The sequence below is a fragment of the Halovulum dunhuangense genome (assembly GCF_013093415.1).
In the GTDB taxonomy this organism is placed as follows: Bacteria; Pseudomonadota; Alphaproteobacteria; order Rhodobacterales; family Rhodobacteraceae; genus Halovulum; species Halovulum dunhuangense.
Map to the genome: position 1 here is coordinate 440,665 of NZ_JABFBC010000002.1, position 16,779 is coordinate 457,443.

Annotated in this window: 16 protein-coding genes; 3 read left to right on the forward strand and 13 right to left on the reverse strand. The window is 68.4% G+C overall.

Features of this window, described 5'->3' with window-relative positions:
• Positions 1-130: 130 nt before the first annotated feature.
• Positions 131-2,275 (reverse strand): methylmalonyl-CoA mutase, encoded by a 2,145-nt coding sequence (gene scpA, locus HMH01_RS12825; RefSeq protein ID WP_171326157.1) that lies wholly within the window; start codon positions 2,273-2,275, stop codon positions 131-133.
• Positions 2,268-3,830, reverse strand: a complete 1,563-nt coding sequence (locus HMH01_RS12830) for a hypothetical protein (protein ID WP_171326159.1) — start codon at positions 3,828-3,830, stop codon at positions 2,268-2,270. Before HMH01_RS12830 ends, scpA begins: the two co-directional genes overlap by 8 nt.
• Positions 3,831-3,908: 78 nt before the next feature.
• On the opposite strand from HMH01_RS12830, the gene HMH01_RS12835 reads away from it, so the two are divergent.
• Complete coding sequence (locus HMH01_RS12835; protein WP_171326161.1) at positions 3,909-4,325, forward strand: DUF4174 domain-containing protein; 417 nt, start codon at positions 3,909-3,911, stop codon at positions 4,323-4,325.
• Between the two features lie 27 nt (positions 4,326-4,352).
• Here HMH01_RS12835 and HMH01_RS12840 read toward each other — a convergent pair whose 3' ends face one another.
• The 6 genes from HMH01_RS12840 to HMH01_RS12860 all read right to left on the reverse strand — a co-directional run bounded on the left by HMH01_RS12840 (position 4,353) and on the right by HMH01_RS12860 (position 9,896).
• On the reverse strand, positions 4,353-5,270 hold the full coding sequence (locus tag HMH01_RS12840; protein WP_171326163.1) for a hypothetical protein: 918 nt from the start codon (positions 5,268-5,270) through the stop codon (positions 4,353-4,355).
• A 4-nt stretch (positions 5,271-5,274) separates the two neighbouring features.
• On the reverse strand, positions 5,275-7,221 hold the full coding sequence (locus HMH01_RS12845) for an acetyl-CoA carboxylase biotin carboxylase subunit (protein ID WP_171326165.1): 1,947 nt from the start codon (positions 7,219-7,221) through the stop codon (positions 5,275-5,277).
• 129 nt (positions 7,222-7,350) lie between these two features.
• On the reverse strand, positions 7,351-7,554 hold the full coding sequence (locus HMH01_RS12850) for a hypothetical protein (RefSeq protein ID WP_171326167.1): 204 nt from the start codon (positions 7,552-7,554) through the stop codon (positions 7,351-7,353).
• A 151-nt stretch (positions 7,555-7,705) separates the two neighbouring features.
• Positions 7,706-8,047, reverse strand: coding sequence for a hypothetical protein (locus HMH01_RS12855; protein ID WP_171326169.1), 342 nt, complete (start codon positions 8,045-8,047; stop codon positions 7,706-7,708).
• A 33-nt stretch (positions 8,048-8,080) separates the two neighbouring features.
• A complete protein-coding gene (locus tag HMH01_RS17960; protein ID WP_281365973.1) occupies positions 8,081-8,209 on the reverse strand; it encodes a hypothetical protein in 129 nt (42 codons plus the stop codon).
• A gap of 154 nt (positions 8,210-8,363) precedes the next feature.
• Complete coding sequence (locus tag HMH01_RS12860) at positions 8,364-9,896, reverse strand: acyl-CoA carboxylase subunit beta (RefSeq protein WP_171326171.1); 1,533 nt, start codon at positions 9,894-9,896, stop codon at positions 8,364-8,366.
• Between the two features lie 153 nt (positions 9,897-10,049).
• On the opposite strand from HMH01_RS12860, the gene HMH01_RS12865 reads away from it, so the two are divergent.
• Positions 10,050-11,447, forward strand: coding sequence for a helix-turn-helix domain-containing protein (locus HMH01_RS12865; RefSeq protein ID WP_171326173.1), 1,398 nt, complete (start codon positions 10,050-10,052; stop codon positions 11,445-11,447).
• 4 nt (positions 11,448-11,451) lie between these two features.
• Here HMH01_RS12865 and HMH01_RS12870 read toward each other — a convergent pair whose 3' ends face one another.
• Both HMH01_RS12870 and HMH01_RS12875 read right to left on the reverse strand, forming a co-directional pair.
• Positions 11,452-12,582: a carboxylate-amine ligase gene (locus HMH01_RS12870; protein ID WP_171326175.1), complete on the reverse strand. Its 1,131-nt coding sequence runs from the start codon at positions 12,580-12,582 to the stop codon at positions 11,452-11,454.
• A 47-nt stretch (positions 12,583-12,629) separates the two neighbouring features.
• A complete protein-coding gene (locus HMH01_RS12875) occupies positions 12,630-13,433 on the reverse strand; it encodes a DUF4198 domain-containing protein (RefSeq protein WP_171326177.1) in 804 nt (267 codons plus the stop codon).
• Between HMH01_RS12875 and HMH01_RS12880 the strand changes: the two genes are divergently transcribed.
• The gene (locus HMH01_RS12880) at positions 13,432-13,758 is read left to right on the forward strand and encodes a hypothetical protein (protein ID WP_171326178.1); all 327 of its coding nucleotides are present in this window, start codon (positions 13,432-13,434) and stop codon (positions 13,756-13,758) included. The two genes, HMH01_RS12875 and HMH01_RS12880, sit on opposite strands and share 2 nt — an antisense overlap.
• Before the next feature lie 155 nt (positions 13,759-13,913).
• Here the strand turns inward: HMH01_RS12880 and HMH01_RS12885 are convergent, their stop codons facing one another.
• The 3 genes from HMH01_RS12885 to HMH01_RS12895 form a co-directional block, all read right to left on the reverse strand.
• Positions 13,914-14,654, reverse strand: a complete 741-nt coding sequence (locus HMH01_RS12885; RefSeq protein ID WP_171326180.1) for a YebC/PmpR family DNA-binding transcriptional regulator — start codon at positions 14,652-14,654, stop codon at positions 13,914-13,916.
• Between the two features lie 68 nt (positions 14,655-14,722).
• Positions 14,723-15,616 (reverse strand): DMT family transporter, encoded by an 894-nt coding sequence (locus tag HMH01_RS12890; protein ID WP_171326182.1) that lies wholly within the window; start codon positions 15,614-15,616, stop codon positions 14,723-14,725.
• A gap of 5 nt (positions 15,617-15,621) precedes the next feature.
• On the reverse strand, positions 15,622-16,440 hold the full coding sequence (locus tag HMH01_RS12895; protein WP_171326183.1) for a TIGR00282 family metallophosphoesterase: 819 nt from the start codon (positions 16,438-16,440) through the stop codon (positions 15,622-15,624).
• Positions 16,441-16,779: the final 339 nt, after the last annotated feature.

Genomic DNA, 16,779 nt, shown 5'->3' on the forward strand with positions numbered 1-16,779 from the left:
GCGGCGCGCACGGCGGCTCCTTCTGATTGGTTCAGCCCTAAACCAATCGGAAATCCACCGCGAGAGCCATTCGCGTTGAAGCAGTTTTCGGCGGTATCGCGGTAAATCGTCCGGCCGGCAGCCCCGCTCATCAGCCCCGCGCCCCCTGCGCCCGGATCATGTCGAGGATCTCGCGCGCGGCCTGCGGGATGTTGGTGCCGGGCCCGAAAATGGCCTTCACGCCCGCATCCCTCAGAAAGCCGTAATCCTGCTGCGGAATGACGCCCCCGCAGATCACCAGGATATCGCCCGCGCCCTGCGCCTTCAGCGCCTCGATCAGCTTGGGCGCCAGCGTCTTGTGCCCCGCCGCCTGGCTCGAGATGCCCACCACATGCACGTCGTTGTCGATGGCGTCCTGCGCCGCCTCCTCGGGGGTCTGGAACAGCGGCCCCACATCCACGTCGAAGCCGATATCGGCAAAGGCGGTTGCGATCACCTTGGCGCCCCGGTCATGGCCGTCCTGGCCCATCTTGACGACCAGCATCCGCGGCCGCCGCCCGGTTTCCTCGGCAAAGGTCTCGACGTCCTTCTGGATGCGGGCAAAGCCCTCGTCCCCCTCGTAGGCAGCGCCATAGACGCCCGCGAGCGTCTTCACCTCGGCCCGGTGCCGGCCGAACGCCTTTTCCATCGCCATCGAGATCTCTCCCACACTGGCGCGCGCCCGCGCCGCCTCCACCGCCAGTTCCAGCAGGTTGCCCCCGCCCGAGCGGGCGGCCTGCTCAAGCGCCGCAAGGGCGCCGTCGCAGGCCGCCTGGTCGCGGGTGGCACGGATCCGCTCCAGCCGCGCGACCTGGCCCTCGCGCACCTTGTCGTTGTCGATGTCCAGCACGTCGATCGGCTGCTCCTCGTCCAGCCGGAAGCGGTTCACGCCGACGATCACCTCCTCGCCGCGGTCGATGGCGGCCTGCCGCCGGGCCGCCGCCTCCTCGATCCGAAGCTTGGGCATGCCGCTTGCGACGGCCTTGGTCATGCCGCCCAGCGCCTCCACCTCCTCGATCAGCTTCCAGGCCTCGGCAGCCAGCTGGTCGGTCAGCGCCTCGACATAGTAGCTGCCCGCCAGCGGATCGACGACCTTTGTCACCCCGGTCTCGTTCTGCAGGATCAGCTGGGTGTTGCGCGCGATCCGGGCCGAGAATTCCGTCGGCAGGCCGATCGCCTCGTCGAAGCTGTTGGTGTGCAACGACTGGGTGCCGCCCAGCACGGCGCTCATCGCCTCGTAGGCGGTGCGCACGATGTTGTTGTAGGGGTCCTGCTCGGCGAGGCTGACGCCGCTGGTCTGGCAATGGGTGCGCAGCATCAGGCTCTGCGGCTTCTTCGGCTGAAACTCCGACATGATCCGGTGCCACAGGAGCCGCGCCGCGCGCAGCTTGGCCGCCTCCATGAAGAAGTTCATGCCGATCGCGAAGAAGAACGACAGCCGCCCGGCGAAGGCGTCCACGTCCATGCCCCGCGCGATGGCGGCCCGGACGTATTCCCGCCCGTCGGCCAGCGTGTAGGCCAGCTCCTGCACCAGCGTCGCCCCAGCCTCCTGCATGTGGTAGCCCGAGATCGAGATCGAGTTGAAACGCGGCATGTTCCCGGCCGTGTAGGCGATGATGTCCGACACGATCCGCATCGAGGGCTCGGGCGGGTAGATATAGGTGTTGCGGACCATGAACTCCTTGAGGATGTCGTTCTGGATCGTCCCCGACAGCTGGTCGCGCGCGACGCCCTGCTCCTCGCCGGCGACGATGAAGCTGGCCAGCACCGGGATCACCGCGCCATTCATGGTCATCGACACCGACACCTGGTCGAGCGGGATGCCGTCGAAGAGGATCTTCATGTCCTCGACCGAGTCGATGGCGACCCCCGCCTTTCCCACATCGCCCACCACCCGCGGATGGTCGCTGTCATAGCCGCGATGGGTGGCCAGGTCGAAGGCGACGCTGACGCCCTGCTGCCCGGCGGCCAGCGCCTTGCGGTAGAAGGCGTTGCTTTCCTCGGCGGTGGAAAAGCCCGCATATTGCCGGATCGTCCAGGGTCGGCCCGCATACATGGTCGCCCGCGGACCGCGGGTGAAGGGCGCAAGCCCCGGCAGGCTGCCCAGGTGCGACACGCCCGAAAGATCGGCCTCGGTATAGAGCGGCTTGACCGCGATCCCCTCGGGCGTGGCCCAGGTCAGGCTTTCGGGATCGCGCTTCAACTCCCTCTCGGCAAGCCGGCGCCAGGCGGCGAGATCGGGATCGGACTTATCCATCGACGGACTCCTCGGGATCGAAGAAACGGAATGTGGCGCCAGCGGGCAAGCCGGCGGCAAAGGATCGAAGCTCTGCCCGCAGGCGGGGGGCATCAGCCGGATCGGTTGCGTAGAAAGTGACCGCGCGGCCACTGACATGGCCCGGTGGGATATCCTCGTCCAGAACCAGCGCACCCAGCGCCGGCCAGCCGGCCGGCAGGGCGGGGGAAAGGAACTCTGCATAGACCATGGCGACGGTGACGCCGCGCGCCTCGGCCAGCGGTCCGGCCCAGCCGGGCGCGGCACCCGTGCGCCGCGCGGCCAGCGCCTCGGCCGAGGCAAGCCCCCACAGGTCCAGCACCGGAACGCCACCCGAATAGCCGACATAACCTATGTCGTTCACCGCGACAGCGCCCCCGGCGTGATCGCGGGCAAAGCGCGCCATCTGCGCCTGTTGCAGGTGGATCGCCGCGGGCGACCACTGCCCGCGAGAAGCAAGCCCACCAGAATAGAAAACCGTCAGCGCCACGAGCGGAACGAAGGCAAGGACCGGGCCGAGCCGCGAAGCCGACAGGATCGGCGCCGCGGCAGCGACCAGCGCGCCCAGCGTGAAGACCATGGCGTAATGCTCATAGCGGTCGGCCAGCCCGAATTTCCCGAACAGTAGATGCGCCACACCGACCGCCGCCCCTGCCAGCGCCAGCAGCCGCAACTCCGATCGCCGCAGCGCCAGCACGCCGCAGAGGACCGTCGCCAGAAACAGCATCTGCCCCGGCAGTGCGGACAGCTTTTCAACCAGATCGGCCCAAGGCCCTGCGCCGCTCAGCTTTGCCAGCACCGAGTTCGGCAGCGGCGCCAGCCCGTTCGACATCAGGAAAGCCGAAAACGCCAGCACCGGCAGCACCGCCATCGCGCCCAGCATCACGCCGGCGCCGAACCGGCCGCGCAGCGCCAGCACCCCACAGGCGGCCAGCGACGGCGCAAGCCCCTCGTAGCGCAGAAGCGGGCCCAGAAGGATGCCCGCCACAAGAAGCACGCCGATCCGCCCGCCGCGCAGGAAATCCACCAGCCCCACCAGGACCGCCAGCGTCACCGCCCCGTGCAGCGCATGCTCCATCCCGGCAAAGCCCGCCCCCGGCACGTTGACCGCCAGCGGCCCGACCAGCGTCAGGTAGATGCCCAGCCGTCGCGCCTGAGCCGTGCCGTGGAACGCCCGCGCCACCAGCAGCCCCCACAGCCAGCCCGCGGCCAGCACCGCACCCAGGTTCCAGGCCAGCGGCATCCAGACATGCAGGCCGGTGCCCGCGAAGGGCACCAGCAGGAACGGATACAGGATCGAGGAGGCGGCCGAGGTGATCTCGCCCGCATTGATGCCGTAGCCGCCCGACGCGATCTCGCGGGCGATGGTCAGGTGGATGTAGACGTCGTCCAGCGGATAGTCGAACCGGCCCGCGCGCAGCACGCCCAGGAACTGGAACGCGGCAAAGACGCCAAGCGCCGCGACCGCGCCCAGCAAAGGCAGCCGCGCTTCGGCCAGACGCCCGCGCATCTGTGTCGCCTGTGCTACATCTGCCATGACATCGCCGTGTATCGCTGCGGGGCAAACTCGCAAACGAGTCGGGGGCACCTATCTGCAATACAGGAGGATCCGCCGATGAAGACCCGTGCCCTGACCCTGTTCTGTGCCCTGTTGCCGATGCTCGCCTTCGCACAGGAGCCGGCCCAGCCTACGCTGGAAGAGCTGAAATGGGTCGCCCGACCGATCATCGTCTTCGCTGACAGCCCCGCCGATCCCCGGCTCAGGCAGCAGCTTGCCGCGTTCGAGGCAGAGCCCGCCGAACTCGAGGCGCGGGACGTGGTCATCCTGGTCGATACCGACCCGGCGGCCAACGGCCCCCTGCGCCTGGCGTTCCGGCCACGCGACTTCAACGTGATCGTTCTGGGCAAGGACGGGCGCGTCGCATACCGCAAGCCCGACCCCGTCACCGTGCGCGAGGTGATCCGGCTGATCGACCGGATGCCGTTGCGCCGGCAGGAAATCGAGGACCAGCGGACCCGCCCGCTGAACTGATCCCCGGCCCAAACCCCCTCGCGTCGCTTACCCATGGCCGACCTCCGCCTGCCGCGCGCGCAGGTCGATGAGCCGGACATTCCCGGGCGGCGCCGCGGAAAGTTCCGCAAGATCCGCTTCGTATGCCGCCTGAAGCGCCACGCGCTCCTCGGCGGTCCAGGGATCGAAGCGCGGCCCGTCAGCCAGTGCCTTGACCACGGCGATGCGCGCCTCGCGTTGCAGGTCCGGGCCCGACACCATGGCATTCAGCCGGGCCACCGCCGCGGCCGACGGGCTGGGCAGGGCCGGCTTCAACGCCTCGTTCAGCCCCACGATGTTGTCCTGCCCTAGGATCGCGCACAACGCGGCGCCACCGTTCCCGCGCAGCGTCTCGAAGGGCCAGACCAGGATTTCCGCATCGGGCATCGCCCGGCCCAGATCCGCCAGCACGGCGGGCCAGCGACGCGGCAGCGCCAGATAGCGCTGCTTGCCGCGCTCGAAGGGCGGCAGCGGACGGGTGCGGGTGCGATGGCAGTAGAGCGATGCGTAAAAGCTCGAATACTCGCGCACCGAGAAAAGCAGCGTCACCCGGTCGCCCCGGAAGACCGGTGCCAGCGCGCCGATCCGCCGCCGGATCGCGGGGTATATCGCGCCGGTCGCGATCATCTGGTCGATCAGCCCGGCCCAGTTCTCCTCGCTGACCACCATGCGCCGCTTGCCCTGCGCCTCGGCCTCGGCCCGAAGGGCCGCCACCCGGTCGACCGCGGCAGAGCGGACCAGCCGACCCAGGGGCGCAGGCAGGCTGGCCTTCAGGTTGAAGCCCAGGTTCCGTTCCGGCCGCACCTGTTCGGGCCAGTAGACCCCCAGCCCACGCTTGTCCCGCAACCAGCTTGCCCGGCGGCGCAGGGCCTGTTGCAACCGGGTGGTTCCGGTGCGGTGGGCGCCGATATGCAGCCGGACTTCCATGGGATCACTCGAACTCCATGATGATCTCGTCCACCGCCAGCGACTGGCCGGGCGCTGCGTGGATCCTTGTCACCGTGGCACGGCGCTCGGCGCGCAGCACGTTCTCCATCTTCATCGCCTCGACGGTGCAGAGCGCCTGTCCCTCCTGCACCTCCTGCCCCTCTTCCACGGCGATCGTGACGACCAGCCCCGGCATCGGGCAGAGCAGCAGCTTCGATGTGTCGGCCGCCACCTTTTCGGGCATCAGCACGGCCAGTTCCGCCTGCCGCGGCGTGTAGACCTTGGCATCCAGGTCGGCCCCGCGCCAGCGCAGCCGGAACCCGGTGGTGCGGGCCTCGACCTTGACCACGATCTCGCGCCCGTCCACCAGCCCGCGCGCCAGCCGCATCCCCGGCACCCAGTCGAGCGCCAGCGCCTCGGCCGCCGGGATCTCGAACCGTTCTCCACCGATCATCACCACCCATTCGGCGGGTTCGGGCGCGCCGCCATGCGCCATCCGGCCGGAAATCCGCACGTCGCGTTCCGCGCGGGTGCGCATCATGCCGGCCGCAACCCGTGCCAGGTCGCGCAGCGCGGGTGCGTCCAGCACGGCGCCCGCGAACCCGTCGGGATATTCCTCGGCGATGAAGGCGGTGGTGATGTTGCCGCTGACGAAGCGCGGATGATCCATCACCGCCGACAGGAAGGGCAGGTTGTGGCCGATCCCCTCCACCTCGAAGGCATCGAGCGCGGATCGCATCTCCTCCAGCGCCGCCGTGCGGTCCGGCCCCCAGGTGCAGAGCTTGGCGATCATGGGATCATAGAACATCGAGATCTCGCCCCCCTCGAACACGCCGGTATCGTTGCGCACCCGGCGCGGCGCCTCCTGCGGCGGGCGATAGCGCGTGAGCCGCCCGATCGAGGGCAGGAAACCGCGATAGGGGTCTTCCGCGTAAAGCCGGCTCTCGATCGCCCAGCCGTCCAGCTTCACGTCGTCCTGGCTCAGCGCCAGCTTCTGGCCGGCGGCCACCCGGATCATCTGCTCGACCAGGTCGATCCCGGTGATCAGCTCGGTGACGGGATGTTCCACCTGAAGGCGGGTGTTCATCTCGAGGAAGTAGAAGTTGCGATCGCCGTCCACGATGAACTCGACGGTCCCGGCCGAGCAGTAGTCCACCGCCTGCGCCAGTGCCACCGCCTGCTCCCCCATCGCCTTGCGGGTGGCGGCGTCCAGGAACGGCGAGGGCGCCTCCTCGATGACCTTCTGGTTGCGGCGCTGGATCGAACATTCCCGCTCGCCCAGGTAGATGCAGTTGCCGTGCTTGTCGCCCAGCACCTGGATCTCGATGTGGCGCGGTTGGGTGACGAACTTCTCGATGAAGATGCGGTCGTCGCCGAAACTGGCCTTCGCCTCGTTCTTCGAGGACTGGAAACCCTCGCGCACCTCGCCCTCGTTCCAGGCGATGCGCATGCCCTTGCCACCGCCCCCGGCGCTGGCCTTGATCATCACCGGATAGCCGATCTCGCCCGCGATCCTGACCGCCATGTCCGGCCCGTCGATCAGCCCCATGAAGCCCGGAACGGTGGACACCCCCGCCTCGGCCGCCAGCTTCTTCGACGTGATCTTGTCGCCCATCGCCTCGATCGCGCCCACCGGCGGCCCGATGAAGGCGACGCCCTCGGCATCCAGCGCGGCCGCGAACTCGGCCCGCTCGGACAGGAAACCATAACCCGGATGCACCGCCTGCGCCCCGGTCTGGCGTATCGCGTCGAGAATGCGGTCGATCACGATGTAACTCTGCGCCGCCGGCGGCGGGCCGATATGCACCGCCTCGTCGGCCATGCGCACATGCAGCGCGTCGCGGTCCGCGTCGGAATAGACGGCGACCGTGCCGATGCCCAGGCGGCGGGCGGTCTTGATGACGCGGCAGGCGATCTCGCCCCGGTTGGCGATCAGGATCTTGTCGAACATGGGCAATATCCATCGGCCCGACCGGTCAGGGCGACCGCGGGCTGCTTCGGTTCAATGCTGTGGGAAAGCGCGTGACCCGCACCGGGGCGGGCGGAATGGCGGCGCCCCGCGTGGGGCGCCGCAGGTTCATCAGCAGCGCGAGGGGTACTGGCTGCAGAAGGCGACGTTGGCCGCACCGCCCAGAAGGGCGCCGGTCGCGATATTGCCGTCGGTTGCGACCGCGGTCGCAGCACCCGCACCGGCACCGATGAGGGCACGTTCCTCGAAGGTGTCGCCACAGGCGGACAGGGCGAAAAGCGCGACCAGCGCGCCGGCCTTGCAGAATTTGGACATGTCGGTTCTCCTTCACATGCGTCTGATGCGCAGAATAGCGTTTCGTTCGACGGAGTTCCCGTCACGATTGCGCCGGGCTCTGCAACAAACCCGAAACGGGCGGCGGGTCGCCGATCACGGCCCCGTGTCGAAGCCTGCCCCAGGGGGCGCATCACTCGAACGCCCCCGGGAAACTGCGCCGCGCCACCTCGACGTCGATTCGCAGAAGCGCCTCGTAGCTGCAGGGATCGAAGGGCTGTTCGGCCGGCACCACCTCGCGCCCGAAAAGCCAGCTCAGCCGCCCCGCGTCAAGGTTGCCCCGCTCGAAGGGCTGATCCCCGAAATGATCCCACAATGCCGCCATGAAGGCCGCGTCCGCCTTCCTGTCGGCGGGGCGGCGGTCCGCATAGCGTTGCCGCGCCTTCAGTTCGGTCGGCTTGTCCGCCGCGCGCCGCAGCGTGAACTGGAAATCCGTTCCCGTCAGCCGGCCGGGAAATCCGCGATGCTTCAGCATGGCCCCCTCCTTTGGCGGAGGGGGCCCGCCTGATCACATCTTGCCGGTGAAGGTCGGCTCGGGCTCGACCATCGGCGCGGGCGCGGGAGCGGGCTCCGGCTGGCTGCATGCGGCGATGCCCAGAACCAGGCAGAGAGCGGCGATCTTGGCGACGATTTGCATTCTTCGTTCCTTCCTTGTGCGCAGAATTGCGGGCCCGCAGCGGCGCTATACCGCGCGAGCGACCCGAATCTAGCCTGATTCACATTGGAAATCACGGGGCCTCGAAGGTGCCGGTGGAAAGTTGCCGATTCTGTGATCGGTGCGGGAACGGCGCTCATAGCGGGATGTTGTCGTGCTTCTTCCACGGGTTGCTCAGCTGCTTTCCGCGCAGGCTGGCAAAGGCCCGGACCACCCGGCGTCGGGTCGAATGCGGCATGATCACCTCGTCGATGAAACCCTTCTCGGCCGCGACGAACGGGTTGGCGAAACGCGCCTCGTATTCCTTCGTGCGCGCGGCGATCTTTTCCGGCTCTCCCAGTTCCGAGCGGTAGAGTATCTCCGTCGCGCCCTTTGCTCCCATCACCGCGATCTCGGCCGTGGGCCAGGCATAGTTGATGTCGCCGCGCAGATGCTTCGACGCCATCACGTCATAGGCCCCGCCATAGGCCTTGCGGGTGATGACCGTCACCTTCGGCACCGTCGCCTCGCCATAGGCAAAGAGCAGCTTCGCGCCGTGCTTGATGACGCCGCCATATTCCTGCCCCGTCCCCGGCAGGAAACCCGGCACGTCGACCAGCGTCAGGATCGGGATCTCGAACGCGTCGCAGAAGCGCACGAAACGGGCGGCCTTGCGGCTTGAATCGATATCCAGGCAGCCCGCCAGCACCATCGGCTGGTTCGCCACCACGCCCACGGTGGCCCCGTCCAGCCGGATGAAGCCGGTCAGGATGTTCTTCGCGAAATCCTTCTGGATCTCGAAGAAATCGCCCTCGTCGGCCAGCTTCGCGATCAGCTCGTGCATGTCGTAGGGCTGGTTCGGGTTCGCCGGGATCAGCGTGTCGAGACTGTCCTCCACCCGGTCGTGGCGGTCGAAGACAGGGCGCACCGGCGGCTTCTCGCGGTTGTTGAGCGGCAGGAAATCCACCAGCCGCCGCACCTCTGTCAGGGCCTCGATGTCGTTCTCGTAGGCGCCATCGGCGACCGACGATTTCGTGGTATGGGTCCGCGCGCCGCCCAGTTCCTCGGCGGTGACAACCTCGTTCGTCACCGTCTTCACCACGTCGGGCCCGGTCACGAACATGTAGGAACTGTCGCGCACCATGAAGATGAAGTCGGTCATCGCCGGCGAATAGACTGCCCCGCCCGCACACGGCCCCATGATGACGCTGATCTGCGGAACCACGCCGCTGGCCAGGATGTTGCGCTGGAACACCTCGGCATAGCCGGCAAGGCTGGCCACGCCTTCCTGGATCCGCGCGCCGCCCGAATCGTTCAGCCCGATCACCGGGGCGCCGTTCTTCACGGCCATGTCCATGATCTTGCAGATCTTCTGCGCATGGGTTTCCGACAGCGACCCGCCCAGCACGGTGAAATCCTGGCTGAACACATAGACCATGCGCCCGTTGATCGTGCCCCAGCCGGTCACCACCCCGTCGCCGGGATACTTCTGCTCGCCCATGCCGAAATCCGTGGCGCGGTGCGCGACGAACATGTCGAACTCCTCGAACGAGCCGGGATCGAGCAGCACCTCCAGCCGCTCCCGCGCGGTCAGCTTGCCCTTGGCGTGCTGCGCGTCGATCCGCTGCTGCCCGCCGCCCAGCCGGGCCTGGGCGCGCCGTGCTTCCAGTTCCTCGAGTATTTCCTGCATGCGCCTGTCCTGCGTCGGCCTGTTCACCCTGTCGCGCGCCAGCATAGCGGGCGAAACCGCCTGCGCGAAAGCGCGATTCGGTGGATTTGCAAATTCTGTGTGACAAATATTTTGCGAAATGCGAATTTGCGAAAGCACCGCAGGGAAAGCCCCATGAGCACCCAGAAACTCTATGCCGGCGCCAAGCTGCGCGAACTCAGGACCGCCCGCAGCCTCAGCCAGAAGGACTTCGCCGCGCGGCTTGGCGTGTCGCTCTCCTATCTCAACCAGATGGAAAACAACCACCGCCCCGTCTCGGCCGGGCTGGTGCTCGCGCTGGCCCGCGAATTCGGCTACGACGTGACAGAGCTGTCGGCCGGCGAAAGCGCCCGGCTGATAGCCGACATGCGCGAGGCGCTGGCCGATCCGGTCTTTTCCGACCCCCCGCTTCAGGCCGAACTGCAACTCGTGGCATCGAACGCGCCACGCCTCGCCCGCGCCTTCCTGCAACTCCACCGCGCCCACCGCCAGGGCGCCGAGCAGCTGGCCAGCCTGACCGATGCGCTGGGGGCCGAGGGCACCACCCTTGCGCCCCTGCCCTGGGAAGAGGTGCGCGACTTCTTCCACTACTGCGACAACTACATCGACCCGGTGGACCGCGCGGCCGAACATTTCGCGACCGCCCTGGGCGAAGGCGACCGCCTGGCCGCCATGGCCCGCCTGCTGGAAGAACGCCACGGCATCAGCACCCGGACCCGGCTGGGCGCGCCGATCCGGCACTACGACCCCGACACCCGCACCCTGACGCTGGCCGCCGAGGCGGGCGCGGCAACGCAGCTTTTCCAGGCCGCCCACCAGCTTGCCCTGATCGCCCATGGCGACCTGCTCGAGGCGACGCTGGATCTGGCCCGCTTCCGGACGGAAACCGCGCGCGAGATCTGCAAGATCGGCCTTGCCAACTACTTCGCCGGCGCGGCGCAACTGCCCTATGGCCGCTTCCACGCGGCGGCACAGGAAACCCGGCACGACCTGGAACGGCTGGCGCTTCTCTTCGGCGCCTCGATCGAACAGGTGGCGCACCGGCTGTCCACCCTCCAGCGCCCCGGCGCAAAGGGGGTGCCCTTCTTCTTCGTGCGCGTCGATCAGGCCGGCACCATCACCAAGCGCCATTCCGCCACGCGGCTGCAATTCGCCCGCTTCGGCGGCGCCTGCCCGCTGTGGAACGTGCACCAGGCCTTCGAGACGCCGGGCCGCTTCCTGCGCCAGCTGGCCGAAACCCCCGACGGGGTGCGCTATTTCTGCCTGTCGCGCGACGTGGCGAAGCCCGGCCGCACCTTCCATGCCCCCGTCCGCCGCTACGCCATCGGGCTCGGCTGCGAGATCGCCCATGCCGGCGCGCTGGTCTATGCCGACGACATGGATCTCGGCAACGACCGCGCCTATCAGCCCATCGGCATCTCCTGCCGGATCTGCGAGCGTCCCGACTGCCACCAGCGCGCCCTGCCGCCGATGGACCGGGGCATCCGCATAGACCCCAACGCCCGCGGCACCCTGCCCTACGCCCTGCGCTAGGCCCTCAGGCGGCGGTGAACTCGGCGATCAGGTGGTCCACCACCGCGACGCCCGCTTCCTGCGCGCCGGCGCCTTTCTCAAGCGCCGCGCGATGCACCTGCCGCTGCCGGTCGGCGGATGTTCCGTCGCGCACCAGCCGCCGCAGCGACAGCAACTCCTGCCGGCAATCCAGCTGTTCGGCATCGGCGCCGAACAGCTCGATCATCTCCTCCACCAGGTCGGCAAAGGGCACCAGCTGCGACCGCCCGTGATCGACCAGCTTTCCGGACGCGCCGTAGCGCTGCGCGCGCCAGCGGTTCTCCATCACGATGGTGCCGGGATAGACCCGCCAGCGCTGGTTGCGGGTCTTCAGCCGGTAGAGATAGGCGATCAACGCCTGGTACAGCGCCGCGATCCCAGCCACATGCTCGACCCGGCTGCACACGTCGGTGATCCGCTGCTCCAGCGTGGGGAACCTGTCCGAGGGGCGGATGTCCCACCAGATCTTGGTCGCATCCTCGATGCAGCCCGCCCGCACCAGGTGATCCACCAGCCGCCGCCAGGCCGCGAACGACGCCAGCTCGTCCGGCAGCCCGGTGCGTGGCAGCGCGTCGAACACCGTCAGCCGGTAGGACGACAACCCCGTATCCTCCCCCTCCCAGAAGGGCGAGGAACAGCTCAGCGCCAGCAGATGCGGCAGGAAATACGCGGCCTGGTTCATCAGGTCGATGCGCAGGTCCTCGTCCTCGATGCCGACATGGATATGCATGCCGCAGATCATCATCCGCCGCACCGCCAGCCCCAGGTCGTCGCGCAGCGCGTCATAGCGGTCCTTGCGCGTGTGGGTCTGCTCGCGCCAGCGGCTGAACGGATGGGTCGAGGCCGCGATCGCCGCATAGCCATGCTCGGCCGCCGCCGCCGCAACCGCCCCGCGCAACAGGGCCAGCTCGCCCACCGCATCGCTGACCCGCTGGTGCGGCCTTGTGCCCACCTCGATCTGGCATTGCAGGTACTCGTTCGTCACCCGCTCGCCCGCCTCGCGCCGGCAGGCGGCCATGAAGCCGGCAGCCGGTTCACGCACCAGCTCCCGCGTTTCCCGATCGACGATCAGGTATTCCTCCTCGATCCCGAGGGTCAGGCCGGGTCGGTCGGACATGGGCTTTCCTCCGCGCGTCGGCGGAAAGCCTAGCAAGCGTCAGGGGTTCAGGGAACCTCGAAGGAAAGAGAGGACCACACGCTTATCCACTCGGCCCCCACGCCCGCGCGGGCCGGCAGCAATTCGACCGAATTCAGCAGCATCCGCCCCGACTGCAAGGGCACCTCCAGCCGGCCGTCCGCATCCGACCTGAGCAGCAGGCGCCGCACCTCTCCCGCCGCATCGGTCGAGAACACCGCCAGCGGATGATCGGGCAACGGATCGCCCATCCACAAAAGCCGCACCGGCAGCATGTCACCCGCCTGCAAGCCATGGGGGTTCGCATCCGCCACGATGTCGAATGGCATCCCCGTGGGCGCGTCCCGGTCGTCCTCGCGCACCGGCCCGGTCTGGATCAGCGCGCGGGCATTGCGGAAATAGGCCTCGGTGAACCCCGTCTCCGGCAGGCCCAGTTCCCGGTGCAGATCGGGAATGTCGTCCAGCCCCTCGAAGGTGACGTAATCCACGAAGTCCTGCCACACGCTGAACCGCAGCAGGCTGCCGGTCGTCTCCAGCACCACGCTGCTCAGCCCATCGGGCGGGGCCACCCGCGGATCGGCGACCGGCACCTCGGTCTGGCCCTGCACAAGCGCATACCGGGTGAGCTGCGACGGCTCGGGCGTCCAGCCCTCCCCCGCCAGCATCTCGCCCACCAGCACCTCCAGCGCGATCTCCGTCCCCGGCTCGACCAGGTGCCGGTCCGGCGCGATCCAGAACTCGTGCGCGGCGGCAGGCACGACAGCGCCCAGGACCGCCAGGCAGAGGGCGGCAGGCTGGAACGGCAGGACGGCAAGGCAGGTCATCAGGCGCATGCAGGACCAACGCACGCCGCGGCAAAAAAGTTTCCCGGCGGTGAAACTCCACGCCGCGTGGCTGCGTTGCTTGAAGAGTGAAACAGAAAGGATCACTGAAATGCCTGACAGAAGTTCCATTCTCGCCGCGACCGCCGCATTCGCCCTCGCCCTCTCTGCACCGGCGATGGTGCTGGCAAAGGCCCACAACAACGGCATCAACGGCGGCGGCAACGCCTCCATCGGCGGCGAGACCGCCGGCAAGGGCGGCAACGTGATCTCCGGCCTCGTCCGCTCCGACAAATCGAAGGAAAAGACGGCCGAAAATCTCGGCACTGACGAATAATCACCCGGAATTGCGCCCTGCACGACGCCACCACGGGCCGGGCGCAAGGCTGTCGGGGTTGCGCTACCCCCTAGTTGCAACCCCGACAGCGACCTGACGCGAACGGCGCCCCGCGGGGCGCCGTCTTGCATTGCGGACGGATACCGCAGCCCCGCTCAGAGCTGCGCCATCACCTCGTCCGACATCTCGAAATTCGCGGTGACCGACTGCACGTCGTCATCATCTTCCAGCGCCTCGATCAGCTTCATCAGCTTCTGCGCGCCTTCCAGGTCCAGCGTCGTGGTGGTCTGCGGCTTCCACACCAGCTTGCTGGTCTCGCTCTCGCCAAGCACCGCCTCCAGCGCGTTCGACACGTCGCTCAGATCGCCCGGCTCGCAATAGATCTCGTGCCCGTCCTCGGTGCTCTCCACGTCCTCGGCCCCGGCCTCGATCGCGGCCTCCAGCACCTTTTCCGCATCGCCCACCGACGCGGGATAGACCACCAGCCCCTTGCGGTCGAACATGAAGCTGACCGCACCGGTTTCCGCCAGGTTGCCGCCCGCCTTGGCAAAGATAGAGCGCACGTTCGACGCGGTCCGGTTGCGGTTGTCGGTCATCGCCTCGACGATGATCGCGATGCCCTCGGGGCCATAGCCCTCGTAGCGGATCTCGTCGTAGCTGTCGGCATCGCCGCCCTGGCTTTTCTTGATCGCCCGCTCGATCACGTCCTTGGGCACCGACTGCGCCTTGGCTTCCTTCACCGCCAGCCGCAGCCGGGGGTTCTTGTCGGGGTCAGGGTCGCCCATCTTCGCCGCGACGGTGATCTCCTTCGAGAGCTTGGAAAACAGCTTCGCCCGGATCGCGTCCTGCCGCCCCTTGCGGTGCTGGATGTTCGCCCATTTGGAATGCCCGGCCATGCGCGCCTCGCCTTTTCACGACTTGCAGGAAATGTCGGCGTGCATATAGGCCGCAACGGCGCCGAAGTTCAAGCACCCGCGCGCCGCGCCGCGCCCGCGCGCGGCTGCACCAGCGACACGCCGGCCAGCATCAGCACCAGCGCCAGCCAGACCCAGCCCGAATAGCGCTCGCCCAGAAGCGCCATCGACCACAGGACCCCCGCGCCCGTCACCAGGTAGGCGACCTGCGCGGCAAAGACCGCGCCCGCCCGCCCGACCAGCCAGACGTAGCCGGCATAGGCGATGCCATGGCTGACCGCGTTGCCCAGGATCGCCCATTCCGCAACGCCCCAGGCCCTGCGCGGGTCGATCCAGTCGCCCGAAGCCAGCGCCGCCGGCACCGCGACCAGCGCCCCCAGCAGGCTCGCGCCCCACAGCACCTCGAACGGGCCGAGGCCCCCGGTGCCCTTCAGCGCCAGGTAGTTCCCCTCGATCGCGTAGGAAAGCGGCGCCACCAGCGCCAGCGCCACGAACGCCACCTCGGTGCCCGCGGGCAGGCTCGTCTCGGGCCCGGCGATCAGCGCGACCGCCACCCCGCCCAGCGCCACGCCGCCCAGCCGCGCCCAGCGCCAGCGCTCCAGCCCCAGCGCCAGCGCCACGGGCAGCGCGAACATCGGCACCAGCGCGATGATGATGGACATGACCCCCGCCGGCAGTTCCGCCGCCGCGCGGTAGCCGAAGCTGTTGGGGATCAGCGTGCCGCTCAGCGCGATCACCGCGTAAAGCCGCCAGTGCCGGCGACCCAGCCGGAACCCGCCGCCGCGCACCAGCAGCACGATCGACAGGAACAGCGTCATGTAGATGGTCTGCCACGCGATAAGCCCCAGCGGCGCGTATCCCGCGCCGACGGCGATCTTGGTCAGCGGGATGCCCACGCCCCAGAACAGCCCCAGCACGAGAAGCGCGCCGTAAAGCGCGGGCATTCGGCTCAGAACCCCGGCTCGGCCTGCGCCAGCCGCCCGCCGATCCGCACCGGCGCCGCCTGGCGCGCAAGCCCGGTGCGGTCGTCGGTCTCGACCACGATGCCCGACAGCGTCGCCTCGCCCTCGGCGGGCTTGAAGCGGCCCTTGCCCATCCCGGTGATGAAGCGCGTCATCGGCTCCAGCTTTTCCATCCCGATCACGCTGTCGTAATCGCCGCACATGCCCGCATCGCTCATGTAGGCGGTGCCCTTGGGCAGGATCTGCACGTCGCCCGTGGGCACATGGGTATGCGTGCCCACCACCAGCGAGGCGCGCCCGTCGCACCAATGCCCCATCGCCATCTTCTCGGAGGTGGCCTCGGCATGCATGTCCACGATCACCGCCTGCGCCACCCCGCCCAGCGGCGCCGCCTTCAGCGCGCCCTCGATCGCCGAGAAGGGATCGTCGAAGGGCCGCTTCATGAAGACCTGCCCCAGGACCTGGATCACCAGCACCTTGCGCCCGCCGGGCAGGGTGAACAGCCGGTGGCCATGGCCCGGCGCGACCTTGGCGAAGTTGACGGGGCGCAGGATGCGCGGCTCGCTCTCGATGAAGCTCAGCATGTCGCGCTGGTCGAAGGCATGGTCCCCCAGCGTCAGGCAATCGACGCCCGCATCCAGGAATTCCCGCGCGTTCAGCCCCGACAGGCCCATGCCCGCCGACGCGTTCTCGCCGTTGACCACGATGAAATCGAGCTTCCAGTCGGCGCGCAGCTTCGCGATCCGCTCCAGCACAGCCGCGCGGCCCGTCCGTCCGACAACATCGCCCAGGAACAGGAGTCTCATGGCACGGGGACGTAGGCCGGTCCGGACAGGAAGGCAAGCACCCTTCGCGCGCGCTCTGGCCCGCCCGCAGGGCGGCCGGGGATCACGGCGGGGATCGGGAAAAGGGTGGCGGGCCCGCAGCGACCGTGGAGGCACTGGATCCTTGAGAGCCTGGCTAACCAGGTGGGCGCCAGATGTGCAGGACCAGGGTCGAGCACAGAGCCAGCTCCCTCAAGAACATTTAAGGCCACTAGGATAAAGGCCCCTGCACGGGAAGAGCAGCACCCGCCACCCCACAACATATGCGATGCCGGCCAAAAGAGAAGAGGGCGCAGGCGCTGCCGCACGCTTAATCCGCCG